This is a genomic window from Sphingomonas ginkgonis (genome assembly GCF_003970925.1).
GTDB lineage: Bacteria > Pseudomonadota > Alphaproteobacteria > Sphingomonadales > Sphingomonadaceae > Sphingomicrobium > Sphingomicrobium ginkgonis.
The window spans coordinates 1,076,141-1,095,162 of record NZ_RWJF01000001.1 but is presented as its reverse complement, the minus strand read 5'-3'; the positions used below and the strand labels follow the sequence as shown (position 1 = coordinate 1,095,162).

The following is a 19,022-nucleotide window of genomic DNA, read 5'->3' as shown; positions in this document are numbered from 1 at the left end:
AGTCATGGCGGTCTAGACCCGTCGCCATGATCCACTTCCTGCCCGATCCGGACACCATCTGCCCGGCGCCCGAGCCGGTCGCCGAGGCCGTCGCGCGGTTCCGTAGCATCCAGCAGGCGCTGCGGCTGGTGGAGATGACCGAGGGCCGGCCCGCGCGCGCGGGCGGCGACGACCTTACCGTCGAGGCGCTGTGGCCCTTCGCTTCCGAGCCCGTCCGCCGCTGCTTCGACCAGCGCAGCACGCGCATCGCCAACGCCGCCGCGGCGGGCATCGAGACCCTGCTGGAGTGCCGCTCGGCCGGCGGCGAGCCCAATCCCGTGGCGATCGACCTGCTGGCCGAGACGATCCAGGCCGGGCTGGTCGACATCGAGCGGCTGTTCCACGGCCGCGCCTGACGACCGCGGCGGCTAGTCGCCGCTGATCGTCGGGTCGATCGTCTCCGGCGCGGCGACGATCGGCTTGCCGACATCCCCCTGCCCGACCGTCCCGCTCGCCATCTCCAGCATCCGCTCGAGCGGGAGCCGCGCGCGGTCCATCAGCTCGGGCGCCAGCTCGATCCGCGGCGTGAGATCGCGCAGCGAGACGTAGAGCTTCTCCAGCGTGTTCAGCGCCATGTAGGGGCACATGTTGCAGTTGCAGTTGCCGTCGCCGCCGGGGACCCCGATGAAGGTCTTGTGCGGCGCCGCCTTCTCCATCTGGTGGATGATGTGCGGCTCGGTCGCGACCAGGATCGTCTCGGCCGGCGAGCTCAGCGCGAAGTCGAGGATCGCCTTGGTCGAACCGACCAGGTCGGCATGATCGACGATGTGCGGCGGGCATTCGGGATGCGCCGCCACCGGCGCGCCCGGGTGCTCGGCCTTGAGCTTCAACAGCTCGGTCTCGCTGAAGGCCTGGTGGACGATGCAGATGCCCGGCCACAGCAGCATGTCGCGCCCGAGCGTGCGGGACAGGTACCCGCCGAGATGGCGGTCAGGCCCGAAGATGATCTTCTGGTCCCTGGGGATCTGGTCGAGGATGGTCTGCGCCGACGAGCTGGTCACGATGATGTCGCTGAGCGCCTTCACCTCCGCCGAGCAGTTGATGTAGGTCAGCGCGATATGGTCCGGGTGGGCGGCGCGGAAGGCGGCGAACTGGTCGGGCGGGCAGCTGTCCTCGAGGCTGCAGCCGGCGTCCATGTCGGGCAGGATCACCGTCTTCTCGGGGCTGAGGATCTTCGCCGTCTCGGCCATGAAGCGCACGCCGCAGAAGGCGATCACGTCGGCGTCGGTCGCCGCCGCCTTGCGGCTGAGGTCGAGGCTGTCGCCGACGAAATCGGCGAGGTCCTGCAGCTCGGGCTTCTGGTAGTAATGCGCGAGGATGACCGCGTTGCGTTCCTTCTTGAGCCGCGCGATCTCGCCCAGCAGGTCGACGCCCTTCAGGCTCTGGATGGGTGCACTCAACTCTATTCTCCCCCGGCGGCGCGGCGGCGCGCCTGTTCCTCAAGCACGGTGTTAATTGGGGTGGAGGCGTCGAGAAGGCTAGGGTCCTCGCTGCCGTCGGTCGGAAAACGGGCCACCACCTTCGCCTGGATCCCCGCGGCGGCGAGCGGCATGGCGAAGCTCCGCTCCACCGCCTCGCGCGCCGCGTTGCGCGCCAGCGTCATTGCCTGGGGCGCCTTGGCCTGGTTGCGCAGATCCTGCACCGCGCGGGCGCGGTTCGCCTCGTCGAGCGTCTTGCGGTCGCCCGACAGCGAGCCGAACACCCCGTCGCTGCCATATTCGCGAAGCCGGGTGAGATCGACCTCCGGGCCGGCGATCTCGACCTCCGGCAGCCGCACGCTGAGCGTCTTCGCCGCGGCGTTCCACCGCACGTCGTTCGGCTGCAGCTTGGACAGGTCCAGTTCGTAGCGGACGGTCCCGGGCAGGACGAGCGTCCGCTCGCTGGCAATGCCGAACAGGTGGCGCTCGGTCGAGGTGGTGACCGAGACGTAGCGGGCGATGAAGGGAACGAGCCGGTTCTGCGCCTTCATCGCGACCAGGCTCGAGCTCGCCACCGTTTCCGGGGTCGGGCCGCCGAGCACCTTGCGCGCGGCGCCGAACCCGCCGCCCAGCATCAGCCCGAGCAGCAGCGCGAGCAGGATGGTAATCGGGATCCACGCCTGCCTCAGGCGGCTTTGCTCCATTGCTGGCCCTCCGCCCGTTCAACGAGCCCGCGGGTCTCGAGGTCCAGCAGGTGCGCGAGCACCGAGGCGCCGGCGGCCCGGGTCAGCCGCGGGTCGAGCCCCGGATAGGCCGCGGGGACGATCTCCTCGACCGTCATCGCGCTCGTCCCGACCAGCCGCAGGATCTGCCGCTCGCGCTGCAGCCGGTGGCCGATCATCCCGCGCAGCAGCTGCTGGGGCCGGGTCACCGGGTCGCCGTGCGCCGGATAGTAGATCCGGTCCCGGCGGTGCCGCAGCTTGTCGAGGCTGCGCATATAGTCGCCCATGTTGCCGTCGGGCGGGATGATGACGGTGGTCGACCAGCCCATCACATGGTCGCCGCTGAACAGCGCGCCGCGCCAGCCGAAGCAGAGGTGGTTGCTGGTATGGCCGGGCGTGAACACAGCCTCGAGCGGCGCGCCGTCAAGCTCGATCGTCTCGCCGTCGCCGAGCACCCGGTCCGGGCTGTAGCCGGTGTCGAAGGACGCCTCGAGCCCCGAGCCGCTCGTCACCGGAAGCGGTGCGCAGCCCATCACCGGGGCGCCGGTCGCCGCCGCCAGCGCCCGCGCCGCTGGGCTATGGTCGCGGTGGGTGTGGGTGACGAGGATGGCGCGGACCGGGCGTCCCGCGATCGCCGCCAGCAACGCCTCGACATGCGCCGCCTCGTCGGGTCCGGGATCGATCACCGCCAGCTCGGCCGTGCCCAGCAGGTGGGTCTGCGTGCCCGTCCCGGTGAAGGCGGAGGGATTGGGCGCGAGGACCCGGCCGATCCCCGGCTCCTGCTCGATCAGTTCCGCATAGGGTGCGTTCATGCCGTCCCCTGTAGGACGAGCCGACGCCGCACGCTATCGGCCCGGTTCGCTCTCGGCCCTGGCGATGGCGGTATCGAGCGCAGCGACGATCTGCGCCTTGCTGCTGTCGGGCAGGTCGGCCGCCGCGATCCGGCTGCGCGCGTCCTTCAGCGTCTTGGCCCATTCGGCGCCGCTCGCGCCGGGCTTGCCGCACAGCTTGATCCGCGTCTCGCGCTTGTCCGCCCCCTCGCCGACCGAGCCGGTCGTCTCGAACTTGCGGCCGGAACAGTCGTTCACCAGCCGCTGCACCGCCGGGTCCTCTCCCGCCGCGCTGCCGACCCCGACCGTTCCGTCGGGATTGACCATGTGCTTGACGACGACCGTGCGCTTGGCCGCGGGCGCCGCCAGCGCGGGGAGCGGCAGGAGCGCGGCCGCGGCAAGCAGGATGATCGGGTGGCGCATCGTCGTTCCTTTCCTTGGGTCGCGACGCATCCGCTCGCCCTTCGCGGCTAAACCGGGGATGAACGGGCCCGTTCGGCGGCCTTGGCGAGGGCCTTGGGATAGATGGTGCCGAACAGCACATCCATGCTGTGCGACCAGCTGAACTCGCCCGCGACATGCGCGCGCGCGGCCTGGCCCATCGCCGCCGGCCCCTCCTTCCACACCGCGAGCAGGTTGGCCGCCATGACGCTGCTGTCGTCGACCGGGCCGAGCCGCCCGATCGCCGGGTTCACCCGGTCGATCATCGCCCCCGCCTCGACGCCCACCACCGGCAGGCCCGCCGCCTGCGCCTCGATGATCGAGATCCCGAAGGTCTCGTCGGCCATGCCGGAGACATAGATGTCGGCGCTCGCCAGCCAGCGCGCGAGCTCGTCGCGGTCGCGGACATAGCCGGGCGCGTGGATCCGCTCCCCCGCCTCGCCGAGCGCGACGAAATGCTCGCGCAGCGGACCGTCGCCCAGCAGCACCAGCGTCGCGCCGAGCGAGCGCGGCAGGCGCCGGAACGCGTCGACCACCACCGCCGCCCGCTTCTCGCCGTCGAGCCGCCCGGCGTAGATGAGCAGGGGCTGGCCCTCGCCGACCCCGAGATGCGCCCGCAGCGCCGTGTCGCGACGGTCGGGATGGAAGCCGTCGAGCTGCACGCCGAGCGGCAGCACGTCGACGTCCTCGACCCCGAGCGTGCGGAGCTTGGCCACGCCGCCATGCTCGCTCAGCCCGAACACCGCGTCGAACCGGCCGTAGAGCCGCCCGCAGTAACGATAAGCGGCGCGGGCCGCGCGGTCCGCCAGCCCGCGCCCGAGCAATCTGGAGAAGGGCCGGTCCACGTAGACGGTGGGGAAGTCGGTGAAATAGCCGGCGACGAGCGCCACCTCGGGGTGGCGGCGGCCGTGCTTCAGCGCCGCCCACGGCAGGTTGTAGGCGTCCTGGCACTCGACCAGCGCCGGACCGAACTGCTCGAGCGCCCGGCGTACCGCGCGGTTGCGCAGGAGCAGCCGATACTGCGGGCTCCCCGGCACCCGCGGCGAGCGGATCCGGACGGTGATCGCCCGTCCCTCCTCCACCAGCTCGTCGCGACGGCCGGGCAGAATCATCAGGTGGCGATGGTCGGTATGCTCAATCAGGTGGGCGCGCTTGTGGCGGAGATAGGTGCCGACGCCGCCGCCGACGTCGGACCAGCTCTGGGTCACGTCGCAGAACAGGCGCGGGTCGCTCATGTCGACGGCTCCAGTCCCAAAAGCGTCGGAAAATTTGACGCTCGCTCGCTCAACCCCACTCCCCCAAAATCCAGAAACCTAGGTTTTCCGCCACTCTATTCGGTTTGGCACGCCCCCTGCTTAGTAGAGACGTCCACTTTGGTTCCACGCCAAACAAAAGGGGACGGTGAGCGGTTTCTGGTCCCCTCACCGTCCCCTTTTCGTTTCCGCCGCCTCAGGCTTCGGCCGCGACCAGCTGCTGCAGCTCGCCGCTTTCGAACATCTCCATCATGATGTCCGAGCCGCCGACGAACTCGCCCTTCACATAGAGCTGCGGGATGGTCGGCCATTCGCTGTAGCCCTTGATCCCCTGGCGGATCTCCTGGTCCTGCAGCACGTCCACCGTCTCGAACGGCACGCCGAGATGGTCGAGGATCGCCACCGCGCGCGACGAGAAGCCGCACTGGGGAAAGAGAGCGGTGCCCTTCATGAAGAGCACCACGTCGTTGCCCTTCACGATCTCGTCGATCCGGCTGTTCACGTCACTCACTGTTCGTCTCCCGAAGGCGCCGCGGTCTCGAGTTGCAGCGCGTGAAGTTCACCCCCCATGCGTCCCCCGAGCGCGTTGTAGACCTTCTGGTGCTGCCGGACCCGGCTCAGCCCGGCGAAGCTGCTGCTGACGACCCGCGCCGCATAATGGTCGCCGTCCCCCGCCAGGTCGCGGATCTCGACCCGGGCGTCCGGAATGGCGGCCAGGATCAGCGCTTCGATGTCGGCGGCGGCCATCGGCATGGCTAGAGGTTCGTCTGCTCGATGATCTGGCGACGGGCGTCGACGAACTTGTGGTCGAGCGCTTGGCGGATCGCCGACTCGTCGATCTCGACATTGGCGCCGGTCAGGTCGCCGAGCAGCTTGCGCACGACATCGTCGTCGCCGGCGCTCTCGAAATCGGCGCGCACCACGTCCTTGGCATAGGCTTCCGCCTCCACCTCCGACAGCCCCATCTTCTGCGCCGCCCACTGCCCCATCAGCCGGTTGCGCCGGGCGATGATGCGGAAGTTCATTTCCTCGTCATGCGCGAACTTGGTCTCGAAGGCGCGCTCGCGGTCGTCGAAGGTCGTCATTCCATGCCCCTATGGTCCTTGGCTCGCGAGATAGGGGCGAGCGGAGCGCTCGTCCAGCAGCGAGCTTGCCGTCCTGACGTCAAAAGCGCATGGTTCCGCCAGTTTCGACTCATTGCGCATAGGGGGCGGCAATGGCGGACGGCCAGACTCTCGGTATCGAGCGTATCGGCAGCAGCGAGCGGATCGCCTCGCTCGACGTGCTTCGTGGCATCGCGATCCTGTTCATCCTCTTCATGAACATCCCGGGCATGGGCCTGCCCAGCTTTGACCTGCACGACCCGCGCTGGCCGAGTTGGACCGCGAGCGACCAGCGACTGTGGTGGGTTCAGCAGGTTTTCCTCGACGGGACCCAGCGCGGCATGCTCGAGCTGCTGTTCGGCGCCGGAATCCTGATCATGGCTCGAAAGGCGATGACCGCTGACGGGCCGGTCGAGGTCGCCGACCTCCATTTCCGCCGCAACCTGCTGCTGTGCGTGCTGGGGCTGGTCAACGCTTTCCTGCTGCTGTGGTGGGGCGACATCCTGCTGGTCTACGGGATCGCCGCGACCTTCCTGTTCGCCTTCCGCAAGCTGGACGCGAGGGCACTGCTCGGCTGGGCCGCGCTGTTCTTCGTCGGGCTGGTCGTCTTCAGCTACAGCAACTACGACCAGGGCGTGCAATCGCGCGCCGCCTACGAGCGGGTCCAGGCGGCGACCGCGGCGCACCGGCCGGTCAGCGCCGACGACAAGAAGCTCGCCGAGCCGTTCGGCGAACGGCTCACCAGCCTCCACACCCTTCCCGCCGCGGACAAGAAGCAGGCGGACAAGGCGCGCAAGGCCGTCGCCCAGCACAACAGCGGCTTCGCCGGATACTGGTCGGGAGTCGCCGGCTACTGGCTGCAGATCATGGGCTTCTTCTGGATCATCGAGGCCGAGATCGTCGGGACGATGCTGGTCGGGATGGCGCTCTACCGCCTCGGCGTGATCCAGGGGCTGGCGCGGACCCGGGTCTATGTCGCCCTGCTGGTCGGCGGCTACGCCTTCGGCCTGCCGTTGCGGGCGATCCCGAGCAGCGACTTCATCAACGCCATTCCCGGTCCGCACTGGGAGGGCATCCTCTATGACCTGAGCCGCCTCGGCGTGGTGATCGGCCATGTCGCGCTCGTCCAGCTGGTGCTGCGCGCGCGGGTCGGGCGGACGCTGCTCCAGCCGTTCCAGGCCGCCGGCCGGATGCCGCTCACCGTCTATCTCTTCACCAGCCTGCTGATGATGTGGCTGGTGTTCGCGCCGTGGGGCCTCAACATGTACGGGAAACTCGGCTTTACCGCGCTGATGGACCTCGCGGCGGCGGTGATCATCGGCGAGCTGGCGGCGGCCAATCTCTGGCTCCGCCACTTCGCGAGCGGCCCGTGCGAATGGGTCTGGAAGAGCCTGGCCTACCAACGCCGGATGCCGTTCCGCAAGGCGAGCGGCGGGACGGAGGTGCCCCCCGGGCTGGTCCCCGCGGGCTAGGTCAGGCCCGTCGCCGGTCCTCGAGGATCGCGCCGGCGGCGGCAAGCTCGGCCTCGTGGCCCGCCTCGCGATAGGGTTCGGCCAGCGCCGCTTCCTCCCACGCGCGCATCGCCGGTAGCGCCAGCATCCGCTCGCTCCAGCCGGTCGCCAGCGGGCCGAGCGCGATGTCGTAGGTGCGGACCCGGTACACCACCGGCGCGTAGAAGGCGTCCGCGGCGGTGAAGGCAGGCCCGGCGAGGAACGGGCCGCCGAACCGCTCCAGCCCCTCCTCGAACAGCTCGGCAATCCGCGCGAGGTCGCGGGCCAGCGCCGGACTGTCGGGATGGCGGCGGACGCGGACCCCGACGTTCATCGTACAGTCGTTGCGGAGCGCCGCGAAGCCGGCGTGCATCTCGCACACGGCGCATTGCGCCCAGGCTCTCGCCGCCTCGTCCTCCGGCCAGACCCCGGCGAAACGATCGGCGAGATAGAGGGCGATCCCGAGCGAGTCCCACACCACCCGCCCGCCGTCGTGCAGCGCGGGGACGGTGCCGGTCGGGCTGAAGGCGCGGAAGGCGGCTCGGTTGTCGAGCCCAGCGAAAGTGACGATGCGGTCCTCGAAGGGGATGCCCAGCACCTTCATCAGCACCCAGGGGCGGAGCGACCAGCTCGAATAGTTGCGGTTGGCGGTGAACAGGGTGAGCGTCATGGTTCCTCCTGGTCGGGCGCGGCGGCCTCCTCGTGGCTGCGCTGCTCGGCGACCACCTCGGCCGCGGTCAGCCCGTCGAAGCTGGTCCGCGCCAGCCCGTCGGAATCGCGCCGGGCGAAGCGGCGGCCGCCGGCGGTGCGCAGCGCCTCGTCGAAGGTCAGCCGGTCCGCATAGGGCAGCTCGTTGCGCGCGATTCCGGTCGTCCGCGCGAAGGCGGCGGGCGAGGAGCCGTCGATCACCGTCGGCGCCGCCTCGCCGCAGCCGGCGAGCGCCGACAGCAGCAGCAGCGGCGCCGCGCGGATCATTCGACGAAGTGCGCGGTGGTGGCGGCGCGGACGTCCTCGGCGCTGATCCCCGGCGCCAGCTCGACCAGCCGGAACGGGCTCTGGTGGTCGGGGCGCTGGAACACCGCCTTGTCGGTGATGATCATGTCGACGACATTCTTTCCGGTCAGCGGCAGGGTGCAGTCGGGGATGAACTTGGGGCTGCCGTCCCTGGCGTTATGCTCCATGACGACGATGATCTTCTTGACCCCGGCGACGAGGTCCATCGCCCCGCCCATGCCCTTGATCATCTTGCCGGGCACCATCCAGTTGGCGAGGTCGCCGCCCTCGCTCACTTCCATCCCGCCGAGCACGGCGAGGTCGATGTGCCCGCCGCGGATCATCGCGAAACTGTCGGCGGAGGAGAAATAGCTCGTCTTGTCGAGCTCGCTGACCGTCTGCTTGCCGGCGTTGATGAGGTCGGGGTCGACCGCGTCGTCGTAGGGGAAGGGTCCGATGCCGAGCATGCCGTTCTCGGACTGGAGCGTGACCTCCATGCCCGCGGGGACATGGTTGGCGACCAGCGTCGGGATGCCGATCCCGAGGTTGACGTAATAGCCGTCCTCCAGCTCGCGGGCGGCGCGGGCCGCCATCTGGTCGCGGGTCCAGCCCTTCGCTTCGACTTGGGTCGCCATTACGCGCTTGCTTCCTTGGCTTGGGTCTGAAGATAGGCCGCCGCCTCGCGCAGCGGGGCGAGGCTCGGCCGGGCGAGCATCGTTCCCGACCAGGCCTGGAGCGACGGACGATCGGACGGCCGGATGCCGCCGAACGCGACCAGCCCGAAATAACCGAGCGCGGCGGTGATGTCGGCGGCGCTGAACGCGTCGCCGGCGAGCCAGGGCGAGCGGTCGAGCCGGTCGCCCATTACTGCCAGCATCTTCTCGGCGCGCGGCGTCAGCGTCGCCGCCCACTCGGCGTGCTGGGTCACGAAGGAGGCGAACATGGAGTGGGTGTGGTGGCCATATTCGATGCTGGGCAGGAACAGCGCCATCTCGGCCCGCCGCTCCCACATGCCGATCCGCGCCCGCTCAAGCGCGCTGTCACCGTGGAGGAAGGGCGCGCCGGAGACGGCGTCGAGATACTGGCCGATGGTCAGCGATTCGGTGATGACCTCGCCGTCGTCGAGTTCGAGCGCGGGGACCTGGCCGAGCGGATTGATCTCGGCGAAGCGACCCGGCGGCAGGTCGGGAACATTGACCTGTTCTAGCGCGATGCCCTTCTCCGCCGCGATGACCTGCACGCGCATCACGTTGGGGGCGAACGGAAAGACGTAGAGGCGCATGAAGGCCGGCTCCCTATGCCGCTTCGCGCTGCCGGACGGTGCGGAACTCGATCTTCTTGTCGTACGGCGCGCCGAGCACCAGCCGGTTCACATAGATGGACGGCAGGTGGATGCAGTCGGGGTCGAGGCTGCCGACCGGAACGATCTCCTCCACCTCGACGATGCAGGTCCGCCCGCAGGTCGCCGCCGGCTGGTTGAAGTTGCGCGCCGTCTTGCGGAACAGGAGGTTGCCGCTCTCGTCCGCCTTCCAGCCCTTGACAATAGCAAGGTCGGCGAAGATCCCGCGCTCGAGGATATAGTCCTCGGGGCCGTTCGGACCGTCGAAGCTCTTCACTTCCTTGGCCTCGGCGACCTTCGTCCCAACCCCGGTCTTCGTGTAGAAGCCCGGGATCCCCGCCCCGCCCGCACGCATCCGCTCGGCGAGCGTGCCCTGCGGGCAGAACTCGACCTCCAGCTCGCCGGCGAGATATTGCCGCTCGAACTCCTTGTTCTCGCCGACGTAGGACGAGATCATCTTCTTGACCTGCCGGGTGCGCAGCAGCTTGCCGAGCCCTTCGTTGTCGATACCGGCATTGTTGGAGGCGATGGTGAGGTCCTTGACCCCGCTCGCCTGGATCGCGTCGATCAGCCGCTCGGGAATGCCGCACAGGCCGAACCCGCCGGCGGCGATGGTCATCCCGTCGAACAGCAGCGCGTCGAGCGCGGCGGCGGCGTCAGGGTAGATCTTCTTGGCCATTCATCCTCCTGCTCGCCACCGCCTAGGCAAAGTTGAACCGACTTTCAACTTTGCGTCGCGGATCAGCCCTTGAGCTTCGCCAGCACGCCCTGCAGCTGCATCGCGTTCGCCATATCGCCCTCGACCTTGAGCTTGCCGGTCATGAAGGCGGTCATCCCGTCGAGCTGACCGCTGGCGAGCTGCTCCCAGTCGTTCCAGCTGACCTTGATGGTGGTGTCGGCCGGCTCGTTGCCCTCGGCGACCTGGTTGGCCTTGCCGTCGAGCATGATCGCGCCCTCGTCACCGCCGAAGTCGATCTTGACCGTCTTTCCGGGGACTACCGCACCGGTCTCCTGCATCTTCGCGACGAGTTCCTGCTTGGTCATCTCTTCACTCCTCTGATCGTCCGGCTGCTATCCGCCGAGCGCGGGACGGACAAGAGCGCTCCGCGGGACGGCTCTCGCCAGTGCCGAAATTGAGCGAATCCTTACAGAATGGACAGGATCTGTAAGCTTCGCACCTCCGTTGGTCGAAACAATCTTGGCGCTCCGACATTGCTGATCCTTCACCTTCTGGTGGTTGGATCCATGTCACCGACGGCGCGAAGGGCGATCGAACTGGTCCGTCAGGGCCAGGTTGCGGCTGCGCTGGAGCTCGGCCTGCTTGCCGTCGCGGAGGCGCCCGAGGACGTCGGGCTCCGCATCTTCACCGGCATGCTGCTGGCACGCGAGGTCCGGCTCGAAGAAGCACTGGAGCAGTTCTCGCACGCACTGGGCCTCGCCCCGCAGGAGGTCTTCGCCCGGCTCGAGTCGGCGCGGATCCTGGTCGGGCTGGATCGGGTCGACGAGGCCGAAACGCAGCTCGCGCAGGTCCCGGACGGGAGCGAGAAGTCGCGGGTCGCGGCCCAGATCCAGCGCCGCCGCGGCGACCCCGAAGCGGCGGTCCGCACCTATCGCGCGATCGTCGCCGGCGAGCCGCAGGATTTCGAGAGCTGGGGCCAGCTCGGCGTCTGTCTGGTGGCTCTCGGTCGTCCCGCCGAAGGCGCCGAGGCATTGGCCCATTCGCTTCGCATCCGGCGCACGCAGGCGGTGTTCCGCGACAAGTGGGCGGACGCCGAGGTGCTGGCCGGCCGCGGCGAGGACGCGCTCCGCCGCGCGCTCGACTATGATTCCGAGCACCCCGCCGACCCGCTGATCCAGACCACCATCGCCCGGCTGCACAGCCTGATGGACCGGCCGGACTTGGCGCGTGCGGCGATCGACGAGGCGCTGCACCGTGCCCCCGACCATGTCGGCGCGCTGCTGGTCCGGGCCGAGCAGGACGAAGCCGAGAACCGGATGGAAGCGTTCGCGCAGACGCTCGAGCGGCTCGCCGCGATCGGGGTGCGCGACGCCCGGCTCGATCTTCTCGAGGCCCGGCTGGCCTATCGGCGCGGCGATTACGAGACCGCGCTCGCCACCGCCGAGCATGTTCCGGCCGGGGCCGATCCGGGAAGCCGGGCGCTGCTGATCGGGCAGATCAACGACCGGCTCGACGATGCCGACCGGGCCTTCGCCGCCTTCGAGGCGATGAACCGCGAGACCGCGCTGGAGGTGGTCGAGCCGCAACGCCAGGCGCGCCGCTTCCGCGATACGATCAGCGACCGCGCCCGCCTCGCCTCGCGCAGCTGGATCCGCTCCTGGCCGCGGCCGCGCCCACTCCACGATCGCCCCGCGCCGGTCTTCATGATCGGCTTCCCGCGCTCGGGCACCACCCTCCTCGACACGCTGCTGATGGGCCATCCCGACGTCATCGTGGCGGAGGAGAAGCCGATGCTCGGCAAGGTGGCGGAGGCGGCCGGCGGTTACGAGCGGCTGGCGGCCCTCGGCCCCGACCGGATCGAGGCGCTGCGCTCGGTCTACTTCGAGGAAGCGGCGCGGCACGTCGACGGGCTGAGCGGCACCCGGCTGCTGATCGACAAGCTCCCGCTCGGCACGATCGAGGTTCCACTCATCCACCGCATCTTCCCCGACGCGCGCTTCATCTTCGTCCAGCGGCATCCCTGCGACGTCGTCCTCAGCGGCTTCATGACCCGCTTCCAGCCGGTCGAGGGCATGACCAACTTCCTCACCCTCGACGACACGGCACGGCTCTACGCGCGGGTGCTCGATTTCTGGACCCATTGCCGGGCGGTGCTCCCGTTGGTGCTGCACCTCGTCCGCTACGAGCGGCTGGTCGAGGACGTCGAAGCCGAGCTTCGCCCGCTGGCGAGCTTCCTCAACCTGCCGTGGAGCGACCGCATGCTCGACCATCGCCGCACCGCGCAGGACCGCGGCCATGTCGCGACGCCGAGTTACGCGCAGATCACCGAGCAGATCAACGACCGCTCGGTCGGCCGGTGGGAGCGCTACCGCGACCGGATGGAGGGCGTCCTGCCAATCCTCAAGCCGTGGGCGGAGCGGATGGGCTACCCGCTCTGATCCGGCTTGGCGCGACGGCGGTCGTGGCGTAATCGTCCCGGCCATGACCGACCTCTCCTACGAAGCCGACCTCAAGCTCTTCATCAACGGCAGCTGGCGCGCCGGGGAGGAGCGGGATCATTTCCAGGTTCGCAACCCGGCCACCGGCGAGACGATCGGCGAGCTGCCGCTCGCCTCGACCGCCGACCTCGACGAGGCGCTCGACGCCGCCGAGCGGGCCTGGCCCGCGTGGAAGGAACTCGGCGTCGACAAGCGGGGCGCCATCCTCAAGAAGGCCGCCGCGCTGCTGTTCGAGCGCGCGGACCATATCGGCCGGATCCTCGTCCACGAGCAGGGCAAGCCCTTCGCCGAGGCCAAGGGCGAGGTGATGGGCGCGGCCCAGCTGTTCGACTATTATGCGGAGGAGGCCAAGCGCTCCTACGGCCGCGTGCTCGTCCGCCAGCCCGGCCAGCGCTCGATCGTCATCCCGCAGCCGGCCGGGCCGACCGCCACCTTCACCCCGTGGAACTTCCCGATCTATCTCCTGGCCAAGAAGGTCAGCGCCGCGCTCGCCGCCGGCTGCACGGTCATCTCCAAGCCGGCGGAGGAGACCCCCGGCTGCTGCGCCGAACTCGCCCGCGCGCTTGCCGACGCCGGCATTCCCAAGGGCGTGTTCCAGCTGGTCCACGGCGTTCCCGACACGGTCAGCCGCCACCTCATCGGCTCGGGGGTGATCCGCAAGGTCAGCTTCACCGGCTCGACCCCGGTCGGGCGGCACCTGATGAAGCTGTGCGCCGACGGGCCCAAGCGGGTGACGATGGAGCTGGGCGGCCATGCCCCGGTGCTGATCTTTGACGACTGCGACCTCGACAAGACGCTCGACGCGGTCGTTCCGCAGAAATTCCGCAACGCCGGCCAGGTCTGCGTCTCGCCTACCCGCTTCTACGTGCAGGAGGGCATCTACGAGGCGTTCGCCAAGGGCTTCGCCGAGCGGACCAAGGCGGTGAAGACGGGCTTCGGACTCGAGTCCGGAGTCGGCATGGGACCGCTCGCCAACGACCGCCGGGTGCCGGCGATCAGCGCGCTGGTCGAGGACGCGCGGGCCAAGGGCGCGCGGGTGCTGGCCGGGGGCGAGGCGGGCGACCGCGGCTATTTCTACCAGCCCACCCTCCTCGCCGACGTCCCGCTCGAAGCCGAGGTGATGAGCACCGAACCGTTCGGCCCGCTCGCACTGATGCGGCCGTTCGCCAGCGACGACGAGGCGATCGAGCAGGCCAACCGCCTGCCCTTCGGGCTCGCCGCCTTCGTCTTCACCGAGAACGGCCGCCGCGCCAACCGGCTCGGCGACGAGATCGAGAGCGGGATGGTCGGCATCAACAATTTCAACGTCTCGGCAGCCGATGCGCCGTTCGGCGGAATCAAGGACAGCGGCTTCGGCAGCGAAGGCGGGGTCGAAGGGCTGCAGAGCTATCAAGTGACCAAGGCCATCCACATGGCGTGATGAACAGGGCGGGCAGATCGCGGCTTGCGTCTTCGCACCGCGATCTGTTTCAGCCGTCCTGCGCTTCCGGCATTCCCAGCCTCATGAGCTCGCGGCGCGCCCTGATAGCGCCGACGTCGCAGCCATGACCGCGATCAGCCGACCCGCTCGTTGACCTGGATCGTCGGCGGCGCGTCGGTGAAGTTGGCGATGTCGGCCATGATCTCCGCGGTACCCGGCGCCGCCATCGCCGCCTGCAGCGACTCGCCGTCGGCAAAGTCGAGCAGCGCGATCAGGGCGTAGGGCGCGGGAGCTCCGTCGGGGCCGGGCAGCCCCTTCAGCACCGTCACGCCGTTCAGGCCGTGCTCCGTCCAGTGCCGACCCACCAGCGGAACATGGACCGTCCCGTAATGGTCGTGATCGAACCGCTCGGTGGCGGGATAGACGACGCTGACAGTGACCATGGGCGGCTCTCCTCCTGCTTGCCGAGCAATCCTAGCCGCCGTTCGCCGCCCCGGCCATTCACCCTTCTTCCAACCCGCGACCGCAGCCCGTCGCCGGCTCGGCTCAAGCTGACGTTCAGCTTAAAGATCAGGGCGTTAAGCTGAGGTTCCGGACGGAACGCCCAAGCCTCGCTCCGGTTGTTTCCGGTTCCGGGCGGCGTTTTCACCACGAGGCAGTATCAGTATGCGTCCCACCAGCGATGAAGACCGGCAGAACCGCCGGGGCTGCTTCATCATCGTCGTCGCCGTCCTGCTGGTGCTGATCGTTCTCGGCTATTTCGCGCTGTCGGTGAACGACCACCAGCGGGTTACCGAGACGCTCGACCGCTACTCCCAGAAGAACCAGTAGCCGCCCCTCCTTGCACTTCCGGTCCGGAGCGATATCGTTGCGGGAATGGAACGAGCGAGGGACGATGCGGAGCTTCGGTTGTGGGTTTCTGGTCCTGATGACGCTGGCTGGCTGCGGCGACCCGCGGATGGCGGTCCCTCCCACCCTCGCCGCCACCACCGAGCCGCTGGCGCTGACGGGAACGGCCGGCTGGAACGTCGGCCGGCTGAGGCTTGGCGCGTCCGAGGGGCGGGTCCGGCGCAGCACCGGGGAGACCAGGCTGTTCGACACCTTCGTTGCGAGGCGCGGCACGGCGGAATTCGACCTCGCCGGCCCGGAGCTCAGCCGCAGCTTCGCGGGCCGCTGCGGCTCCGGAGAGCGCGAGACCGACCTCGGAGTCGCGGTCCTTCCCGACCGACGTTTCGTCTACGCCTGCCAGTTCGCGGCCATAGGTGAGCAACCAGACGGCACGCTCCGGCTCGGCGAGGTCGCGCACGGCGGCGGGCCGCTCGCCGGTCGCACCCGCGCCGGCGACGTCGCGCTCGGCGCAACCCGGCTCGACATCCGTCCCGTCCACCGGTTCGCCGGCGGCGGGCTGCCGACCGGCGCGCCCCTCGGCTACTCGTTCGAACGCAATGGCCAGCCGGTCGGCGCGGTCGATCTCAACGGCACCAGCCGGACGATCCACGCACCGCGCCAACGCGGCCCCGAGCGCGACGCCGTCCTGCTCGCCGGGCTGGCACTCGCCGTCATGCTGGAGCCGGCGGACTAACTCCGGCCGTGTTGTCCCGGCGAGCCCCCGCATCTTCGCTCCACCGGCATGCCCGCTTTCGCGAAGGCCGCGGGACCGCTAGGGCCGGCGCATGACCCTTCGCACCGGTGGCCGCCTCCTCGTCGACCAGCTCCGCATCCAGGGCTGCGACCGTCTCTTCACCGTTCCCGGCGAGAGCTTCCTCGCCGTGCTCGACGCGCTTCACGACACGCCCGAGATCGAGACGGTGGTGTGCCGGCAGGAAGGGGGGGTCACCTACATGGCCGACGCCGACGGCAAGCTGACCGGCCGTCCCGGCATCGCCTTCGTGACCCGCGGACCGGGCGCGACCAATGCCAGCGCGGGCGTCCATGTCGCGTTCCAGGACTCGACGCCCATGATCCTGTTCGTCGGCGACCTCGACCGGGCCGACCGCGACCGCGAGGGCTTCCAGGAAATTGACATGGCGGCCTTCTTCGCGCCGGTCGCGAAGTGGGCGGCACGGATCGACGATGCGCGGCGGATCCCCGAATATGTCGCCCGCGCCTGGCGCACCGCGACCGCCGGGCGGCCGGGCCCGGTCGTGCTCGCCATCCCCGAGGACATGCTGCGCGACGAGGTCGAGGCGCTCGACCGACCGCCAGTGCCGCCGGTCGCCGAGATGCCCGATCCCGGCGCGGTCGCCGCCTTGTTCGAGCTTTTGAAGGACGCCGCGGCGCCTCTGGCGATCGTCGGCGGGGCCGACTGGAGCCCGGCCGCCGCGCATCATTTCGCGCGCTGGGCGGCGCGGGTCGGCTTGCCGGTCGCCGCCGCCTTCCGCCGCCAGGACGCGATCGACAACCGCTGCCCGGTCTACGCCGGCCAGCTCGGCTACGGCCCCAATCCCAAGCTCCAGCAGCGGATCCGCGACGCCGACCTGCTGCTCGTGGTCGGCGCCCGGCTCGGCGAATCGACGACCGACGGCTACAAGCTCGTCACCCCCGACCACCCCGGGCAGATTCTCGTCCACGTCCACCCCGACCCGATGGAGCTCGACCGCGTCTACCGCGCCGACCTGCCGATCATCAGCGACATGGGCGAGTTCGCGCAGATGCTCGACGCGTGGGAGGATCCCGAGCTGGTCCCCTTCTCGAGCGGCCCGGTTGCCCATGCCGAGTGGCTCGACTGGTCCGAACCCAAGCCGCGCGAGGGCGTCGCGCTCGATCTCGGGCCGTGCGTCAAGGCAATGCGCGAGGCGCTTCCCGCCGACACCATCATCTGCAACGGCGCGGGCAATTTCTCCGGCTGGTGGCACCGCTACTGGCGCTACGCCGGGCCGCCCTGCCAGCTGGCGCCGACCAGCGGATCGATGGGCTACGGCCTTCCCGCCGCGGTCGCCGCCGCGATCCGCTTCCGCGAGCGCAGCGTCGTGTGCGTCGCGGGAGACGGCGACTTCCTGATGAACGGCCAGGAGCTGGCGACCGCCGCTCAACAGGGCGCGAGCCTGCTCGTCATCCTGGTCGACAACGGCGCCTACGGCACGATCCGCATGCACCAGGAACGGGAATATCCAAACCGCGTCAGCGCGACGCAGCTGACCAACCCGGACTTCGCCGCGCTGGCCCGCGCCTATGGCGGCTGGGCCGAGACGGTGGAGCGGACGGCGGACTTCGCGCCGGCGCTGGACCGCGCGCTCGAGCGGGACGGGATCCGCCTGCTGCATTGCCGGACCGACGTCGAGGTCATCAGCAACGCGACGACGATCAGCAGGCTGCGCAGCCGATCCTGACCCCGGTTGGGGCTCGCGAACAGTACCCGCGACAAGGTTCCGCCAAGTGAACCTCGGTTGGTCGCTTATCCGCTGTTCGACCAAGCGCGGGTTCTATTAACAGACGTTAGCAAGTTTGCGCTCGCTTCTTAACCTGTGTCATTTGAGCACAAGTGAATCTCTGATGAACATTGTCCCGGACGCGGAGGGGCGTCCTTTTTCAGAGGGCTCACTTATGGCAACTCGTAGCACTGGTAGCGTCAAGCGTGGATTCGCCGCGATGGATCCGGGCAAGCAGCGGGAAATCGCGAGCAAGGGCGGCAAGGCGAGCGGCGGCAATTTCGCCAACGACCGCCTGCGCGCGGCCGAAGCCGGGCGGGTCGGCGGGCGCGCCAGCCATGGCGGTGGCCGCCGTGTGGAAGCGCACAGCTGATCTACTTTTCCGGGGGCCGGGCCATCGCGGTCCGGCCCTTCGGATCCCGCTGCTGGCGCGGTCGCTGCGCTGGCTCAGCCATCTCCTTCGACCAGCGGAACGAAGCGGACCGGACCCAGATCGTCCCGGGCCCAGCCGCCATGCCCGGAGCGCCACTGGCGGACCAGTCGCTGCTCGCCCCCGCCCACCCCGACCGGCGCCACGATCGCGCCGCCGCTCGCCAGCTGGTCGAGCCAGGCGCGCGGCAGGTCGGGGCCGCACGCCGAGCCGATGATGGCGTCGAACGGCGCCGCTGAAGGCCAGCCTCGAGCCCCGTCACCGCCGACGATACACCCGTTCGCCAAGCCGAGACCGCGAAGCCGCCATTCGGCCAGCCGGCACAGTTCCGGGTGCCGCTCGATCCCGACCACCTCGCGCGCGAGCAGCGCCAGCACCGCCGCGGCATAGCCCGAGCCCGAACCGACCTCGAGCACGCGGTCGCCCGGGCCGACCCGCGCCGCCTCGATCATCCTCGCGACGATATAGGGCTGGCTGATCGTCTGCCCGCACGCGATCGGCAGCGGCGAGTCGTCGTAGGCGCGCTCCGCCAGCTCGGGTGCCACGAACAGCTCCCGCGGCACCGTGCGGAAGGCGGCGAGCAGCACCGGGTCGCGGATCCCGCGTCCCTCGATCTGCTCGGCGACCATCCGTCGCCGGGCCGAGTCGAGGTCGGGTCTGCTGCCCATGGCACCGCCTTTCCGCGCTTATTCGCTGCCCGTCTCGTCCTCGTTCTCGGTCGGTTCGGGAAGCGGGAAGTGGACGATCCCGTCGTGCCGCCAACGACGGCGGCGCTGCGGCAGCTCCTCGTCCTCCTCGGCCTCGTGCCCCAGCCTGCCATAGGCGTCGCGAAGGCTCTGCCCGAGCAGGAACAGGCTGTTCTCCCAGTCCCGGAAACTTCCTCGGTCGCTGTTGTGAACGGCCATCGCCAGCGTCCCCACTTGGATGAATGGAACGTCGCGAAGCCATGCTTCGGTTCCGCTCGATCCAGCTTGGTGGCGAAAGTTTGGCGCTGTCGGA

The 19,022-nt window shown here is 69.5% G+C and carries 25 protein-coding genes; 8 read left to right on the top strand and 17 right to left on the bottom strand.

The window, feature by feature from the left end; translation table 11 throughout:
- Window positions 1–26: 26 nt before the first annotated feature.
- Window positions 27–395: a hypothetical protein gene (locus HMF7854_RS05290; RefSeq protein ID WP_126718136.1), complete on the top strand. Its 369-nt coding sequence runs from the start codon at window positions 27–29 to the stop codon at window positions 393–395.
- 12 nt (window positions 396–407) lie between these two features.
- Here the strand turns inward: HMF7854_RS05290 and nadA are convergent, their stop codons facing one another.
- The 8 genes from nadA to HMF7854_RS05250 all read right to left on the bottom strand — a co-directional run bounded on the left by nadA (window position 408) and on the right by HMF7854_RS05250 (window position 5,788).
- Entirely contained in the window at window positions 408–1,439 is a 1,032-nt protein-coding gene (nadA, locus tag HMF7854_RS05285; protein WP_126718135.1) for a quinolinate synthase NadA, read from the bottom strand.
- Between the two features lie 2 nt (window positions 1,440–1,441).
- On the bottom strand, window positions 1,442–2,161 hold the full coding sequence (locus HMF7854_RS05280) for a DUF4230 domain-containing protein (protein ID WP_126718134.1): 720 nt from the start codon (window positions 2,159–2,161) through the stop codon (window positions 1,442–1,444).
- Window positions 2,143–2,991 carry an MBL fold metallo-hydrolase gene (locus HMF7854_RS05275; RefSeq protein ID WP_126718133.1) on the bottom strand — a complete coding sequence of 283 codons (849 nt, stop codon included), beginning with the start codon at window positions 2,989–2,991 and terminating at the stop codon, window positions 2,143–2,145. Before HMF7854_RS05275 ends, HMF7854_RS05280 begins: the two co-directional genes overlap by 19 nt.
- Window positions 2,992–3,024: 33 nt before the next feature.
- Window positions 3,025–3,432 carry a hypothetical protein gene (locus HMF7854_RS05270; RefSeq protein ID WP_126718132.1) on the bottom strand — a complete coding sequence of 136 codons (408 nt, stop codon included), beginning with the start codon at window positions 3,430–3,432 and terminating at the stop codon, window positions 3,025–3,027.
- A gap of 47 nt (window positions 3,433–3,479) precedes the next feature.
- Window positions 3,480–4,685 (bottom strand): glycosyltransferase, encoded by a 1,206-nt coding sequence (locus HMF7854_RS05265; RefSeq protein WP_126718131.1) that lies wholly within the window; start codon window positions 4,683–4,685, stop codon window positions 3,480–3,482.
- Window positions 4,686–4,899: 214 nt separating this feature from the next.
- Window positions 4,900–5,214 carry a Grx4 family monothiol glutaredoxin gene (grxD, locus tag HMF7854_RS05260; RefSeq protein ID WP_126718130.1) on the bottom strand — a complete coding sequence of 105 codons (315 nt, stop codon included), beginning with the start codon at window positions 5,212–5,214 and terminating at the stop codon, window positions 4,900–4,902.
- Window positions 5,211–5,456, bottom strand: a complete 246-nt coding sequence (locus HMF7854_RS05255) for a BolA family protein (RefSeq protein ID WP_126718129.1) — start codon at window positions 5,454–5,456, stop codon at window positions 5,211–5,213. Before HMF7854_RS05255 ends, grxD begins: the two co-directional genes overlap by 4 nt.
- 2 nt (window positions 5,457–5,458) lie before the next feature.
- Complete coding sequence (locus HMF7854_RS05250; protein WP_126718128.1) at window positions 5,459–5,788, bottom strand: DUF1476 domain-containing protein; 330 nt, start codon at window positions 5,786–5,788, stop codon at window positions 5,459–5,461.
- A gap of 131 nt (window positions 5,789–5,919) precedes the next feature.
- Between HMF7854_RS05250 and HMF7854_RS05245 the strand changes: the two genes are divergently transcribed.
- Window positions 5,920–7,278: a DUF418 domain-containing protein gene (locus HMF7854_RS05245; RefSeq protein WP_126718127.1), complete on the top strand. Its 1,359-nt coding sequence runs from the start codon at window positions 5,920–5,922 to the stop codon at window positions 7,276–7,278.
- Between the two features lies 1 nt (window position 7,279).
- Here HMF7854_RS05245 and HMF7854_RS05240 read toward each other — a convergent pair whose 3' ends face one another.
- The 6 genes from HMF7854_RS05240 to HMF7854_RS05215 form a co-directional block, all read right to left on the bottom strand.
- Window positions 7,280–7,966: a glutathione S-transferase family protein gene (locus tag HMF7854_RS05240; protein WP_126718126.1), complete on the bottom strand. Its 687-nt coding sequence runs from the start codon at window positions 7,964–7,966 to the stop codon at window positions 7,280–7,282.
- Window positions 7,963–8,271: a hypothetical protein gene (locus tag HMF7854_RS05235; protein WP_126718125.1), complete on the bottom strand. Its 309-nt coding sequence runs from the start codon at window positions 8,269–8,271 to the stop codon at window positions 7,963–7,965. Before HMF7854_RS05235 ends, HMF7854_RS05240 begins: the two co-directional genes overlap by 4 nt.
- Window positions 8,268–8,924 carry a CoA transferase subunit B gene (locus tag HMF7854_RS05230; RefSeq protein WP_126718124.1) on the bottom strand — a complete coding sequence of 219 codons (657 nt, stop codon included), beginning with the start codon at window positions 8,922–8,924 and terminating at the stop codon, window positions 8,268–8,270. Before HMF7854_RS05230 ends, HMF7854_RS05235 begins: the two co-directional genes overlap by 4 nt.
- Window positions 8,924–9,571: a glutathione S-transferase family protein gene (locus HMF7854_RS05225; protein ID WP_126718123.1), complete on the bottom strand. Its 648-nt coding sequence runs from the start codon at window positions 9,569–9,571 to the stop codon at window positions 8,924–8,926. Before HMF7854_RS05225 ends, HMF7854_RS05230 begins: the two co-directional genes overlap by 1 nt.
- 13 nt (window positions 9,572–9,584) lie before the next feature.
- Window positions 9,585–10,307, bottom strand: coding sequence for a CoA transferase subunit A (locus HMF7854_RS05220; protein WP_126718122.1), 723 nt, complete (start codon window positions 10,305–10,307; stop codon window positions 9,585–9,587).
- A 62-nt stretch (window positions 10,308–10,369) separates the two neighbouring features.
- Complete coding sequence (locus HMF7854_RS05215; protein WP_126718121.1) at window positions 10,370–10,672, bottom strand: SCP2 sterol-binding domain-containing protein; 303 nt, start codon at window positions 10,670–10,672, stop codon at window positions 10,370–10,372.
- Window positions 10,673–10,873: 201 nt separating this feature from the next.
- On the opposite strand from HMF7854_RS05215, the gene HMF7854_RS05210 reads away from it, so the two are divergent.
- Entirely contained in the window at window positions 10,874–12,745 is a 1,872-nt protein-coding gene (locus HMF7854_RS05210) for a tetratricopeptide repeat-containing sulfotransferase family protein (protein WP_185829165.1), read from the top strand.
- A 43-nt stretch (window positions 12,746–12,788) separates the two neighbouring features.
- Window positions 12,789–14,225: an NAD-dependent succinate-semialdehyde dehydrogenase gene (locus HMF7854_RS05205; protein ID WP_126718119.1), complete on the top strand. Its 1,437-nt coding sequence runs from the start codon at window positions 12,789–12,791 to the stop codon at window positions 14,223–14,225.
- A gap of 134 nt (window positions 14,226–14,359) precedes the next feature.
- On the opposite strand, the gene HMF7854_RS05200 is transcribed toward HMF7854_RS05205, so the two are convergent.
- Entirely contained in the window at window positions 14,360–14,668 is a 309-nt protein-coding gene (locus HMF7854_RS05200) for an EthD family reductase (protein ID WP_126718118.1), read from the bottom strand.
- Between the two features lie 223 nt (window positions 14,669–14,891).
- On the opposite strand from HMF7854_RS05200, the gene HMF7854_RS15700 reads away from it, so the two are divergent.
- The 4 genes from HMF7854_RS15700 to HMF7854_RS16165 all read left to right on the top strand — a co-directional run bounded on the left by HMF7854_RS15700 (window position 14,892) and on the right by HMF7854_RS16165 (window position 17,966).
- Window positions 14,892–15,056, top strand: a complete 165-nt coding sequence (locus tag HMF7854_RS15700; RefSeq protein WP_185829164.1) for a hypothetical protein — start codon at window positions 14,892–14,894, stop codon at window positions 15,054–15,056.
- 64 nt (window positions 15,057–15,120) lie between these two features.
- The gene (locus HMF7854_RS05195; protein ID WP_476712809.1) at window positions 15,121–15,807 is read left to right on the top strand and encodes a VV20781 family protein; all 687 of its coding nucleotides are present in this window, start codon (window positions 15,121–15,123) and stop codon (window positions 15,805–15,807) included.
- Window positions 15,808–15,898: 91 nt separating this feature from the next.
- Window positions 15,899–17,554: a thiamine pyrophosphate-binding protein gene (locus HMF7854_RS05190; RefSeq protein WP_126718116.1), complete on the top strand. Its 1,656-nt coding sequence runs from the start codon at window positions 15,899–15,901 to the stop codon at window positions 17,552–17,554.
- Window positions 17,555–17,717: 163 nt separating this feature from the next.
- Window positions 17,718–17,966 (top strand): con-10 family general stress protein, encoded by a 249-nt coding sequence (locus HMF7854_RS16165; RefSeq protein WP_126718115.1) that lies wholly within the window; start codon window positions 17,718–17,720, stop codon window positions 17,964–17,966.
- A gap of 74 nt (window positions 17,967–18,040) precedes the next feature.
- On the opposite strand, the gene HMF7854_RS05180 is transcribed toward HMF7854_RS16165, so the two are convergent.
- Window positions 18,041–18,691 (bottom strand): protein-L-isoaspartate(D-aspartate) O-methyltransferase, encoded by a 651-nt coding sequence (locus HMF7854_RS05180; RefSeq protein ID WP_126718114.1) that lies wholly within the window; start codon window positions 18,689–18,691, stop codon window positions 18,041–18,043.
- Window positions 18,692–18,709: 18 nt separating this feature from the next.
- Window positions 18,710–18,928, bottom strand: a complete 219-nt coding sequence (locus tag HMF7854_RS05175; protein ID WP_126718113.1) for a hypothetical protein — start codon at window positions 18,926–18,928, stop codon at window positions 18,710–18,712.
- Window positions 18,929–19,022 lie beyond the last annotated feature (94 nt).

Coding starts and splice junctions, on each gene's coding strand:
- HMF7854_RS05215 (WP_126718121.1), bottom strand. CDS start 10,672: ATGACCAAGCAGGAACTCGTCGCGAAGATGCAGGAGACCGGTGCGGTA.
- HMF7854_RS05210 (WP_185829165.1), top strand. CDS start 10,874: ATGTCACCGACGGCGCGAAGGGCGATCGAACTGGTCCGTCAGGGCCAG.
- HMF7854_RS05265 (WP_126718131.1), bottom strand. CDS start 4,685: ATGAGCGACCCGCGCCTGTTCTGCGACGTGACCCAGAGCTGGTCCGAC.
- HMF7854_RS05240 (WP_126718126.1), bottom strand. CDS start 7,966: ATGACGCTCACCCTGTTCACCGCCAACCGCAACTATTCGAGCTGGTCG.
- HMF7854_RS05190 (WP_126718116.1), top strand. CDS start 15,899: ATGACCCTTCGCACCGGTGGCCGCCTCCTCGTCGACCAGCTCCGCATC.
- HMF7854_RS05180 (WP_126718114.1), bottom strand. CDS start 18,691: ATGGGCAGCAGACCCGACCTCGACTCGGCCCGGCGACGGATGGTCGCC.
- HMF7854_RS05200 (WP_126718118.1), bottom strand. CDS start 14,668: ATGGTCACTGTCAGCGTCGTCTATCCCGCCACCGAGCGGTTCGATCAC.
- HMF7854_RS05270 (WP_126718132.1), bottom strand. CDS start 3,432: ATGCGCCACCCGATCATCCTGCTTGCCGCGGCCGCGCTCCTGCCGCTC.
- HMF7854_RS05230 (WP_126718124.1), bottom strand. CDS start 8,924: ATGGCGACCCAAGTCGAAGCGAAGGGCTGGACCCGCGACCAGATGGCG.
- HMF7854_RS05235 (WP_126718125.1), bottom strand. CDS start 8,271: ATGATCCGCGCGGCGCCGCTGCTGCTGCTGTCGGCGCTCGCCGGCTGC.
- HMF7854_RS05280 (WP_126718134.1), bottom strand. CDS start 2,161: ATGGAGCAAAGCCGCCTGAGGCAGGCGTGGATCCCGATTACCATCCTG.
- HMF7854_RS05290 (WP_126718136.1), top strand. CDS start 27: ATGATCCACTTCCTGCCCGATCCGGACACCATCTGCCCGGCGCCCGAG.
- HMF7854_RS05250 (WP_126718128.1), bottom strand. CDS start 5,788: ATGACGACCTTCGACGACCGCGAGCGCGCCTTCGAGACCAAGTTCGCG.
- HMF7854_RS05275 (WP_126718133.1), bottom strand. CDS start 2,991: ATGAACGCACCCTATGCGGAACTGATCGAGCAGGAGCCGGGGATCGGC.
- HMF7854_RS05255 (WP_126718129.1), bottom strand. CDS start 5,456: ATGCCGATGGCCGCCGCCGACATCGAAGCGCTGATCCTGGCCGCCATT.
- HMF7854_RS05195 (WP_476712809.1), top strand. CDS start 15,121: ATGCGGAGCTTCGGTTGTGGGTTTCTGGTCCTGATGACGCTGGCTGGC.
- HMF7854_RS16165 (WP_126718115.1), top strand. CDS start 17,718: ATGAACATTGTCCCGGACGCGGAGGGGCGTCCTTTTTCAGAGGGCTCA.
- HMF7854_RS05225 (WP_126718123.1), bottom strand. CDS start 9,571: ATGCGCCTCTACGTCTTTCCGTTCGCCCCCAACGTGATGCGCGTGCAG.
- HMF7854_RS05220 (WP_126718122.1), bottom strand. CDS start 10,307: ATGGCCAAGAAGATCTACCCTGACGCCGCCGCCGCGCTCGACGCGCTG.
- HMF7854_RS05245 (WP_126718127.1), top strand. CDS start 5,920: ATGGCGGACGGCCAGACTCTCGGTATCGAGCGTATCGGCAGCAGCGAG.
- HMF7854_RS05175 (WP_126718113.1), bottom strand. CDS start 18,928: ATGGCCGTTCACAACAGCGACCGAGGAAGTTTCCGGGACTGGGAGAAC.
- HMF7854_RS15700 (WP_185829164.1), top strand. CDS start 14,892: ATGCGTCCCACCAGCGATGAAGACCGGCAGAACCGCCGGGGCTGCTTC.
- HMF7854_RS05205 (WP_126718119.1), top strand. CDS start 12,789: ATGACCGACCTCTCCTACGAAGCCGACCTCAAGCTCTTCATCAACGGC.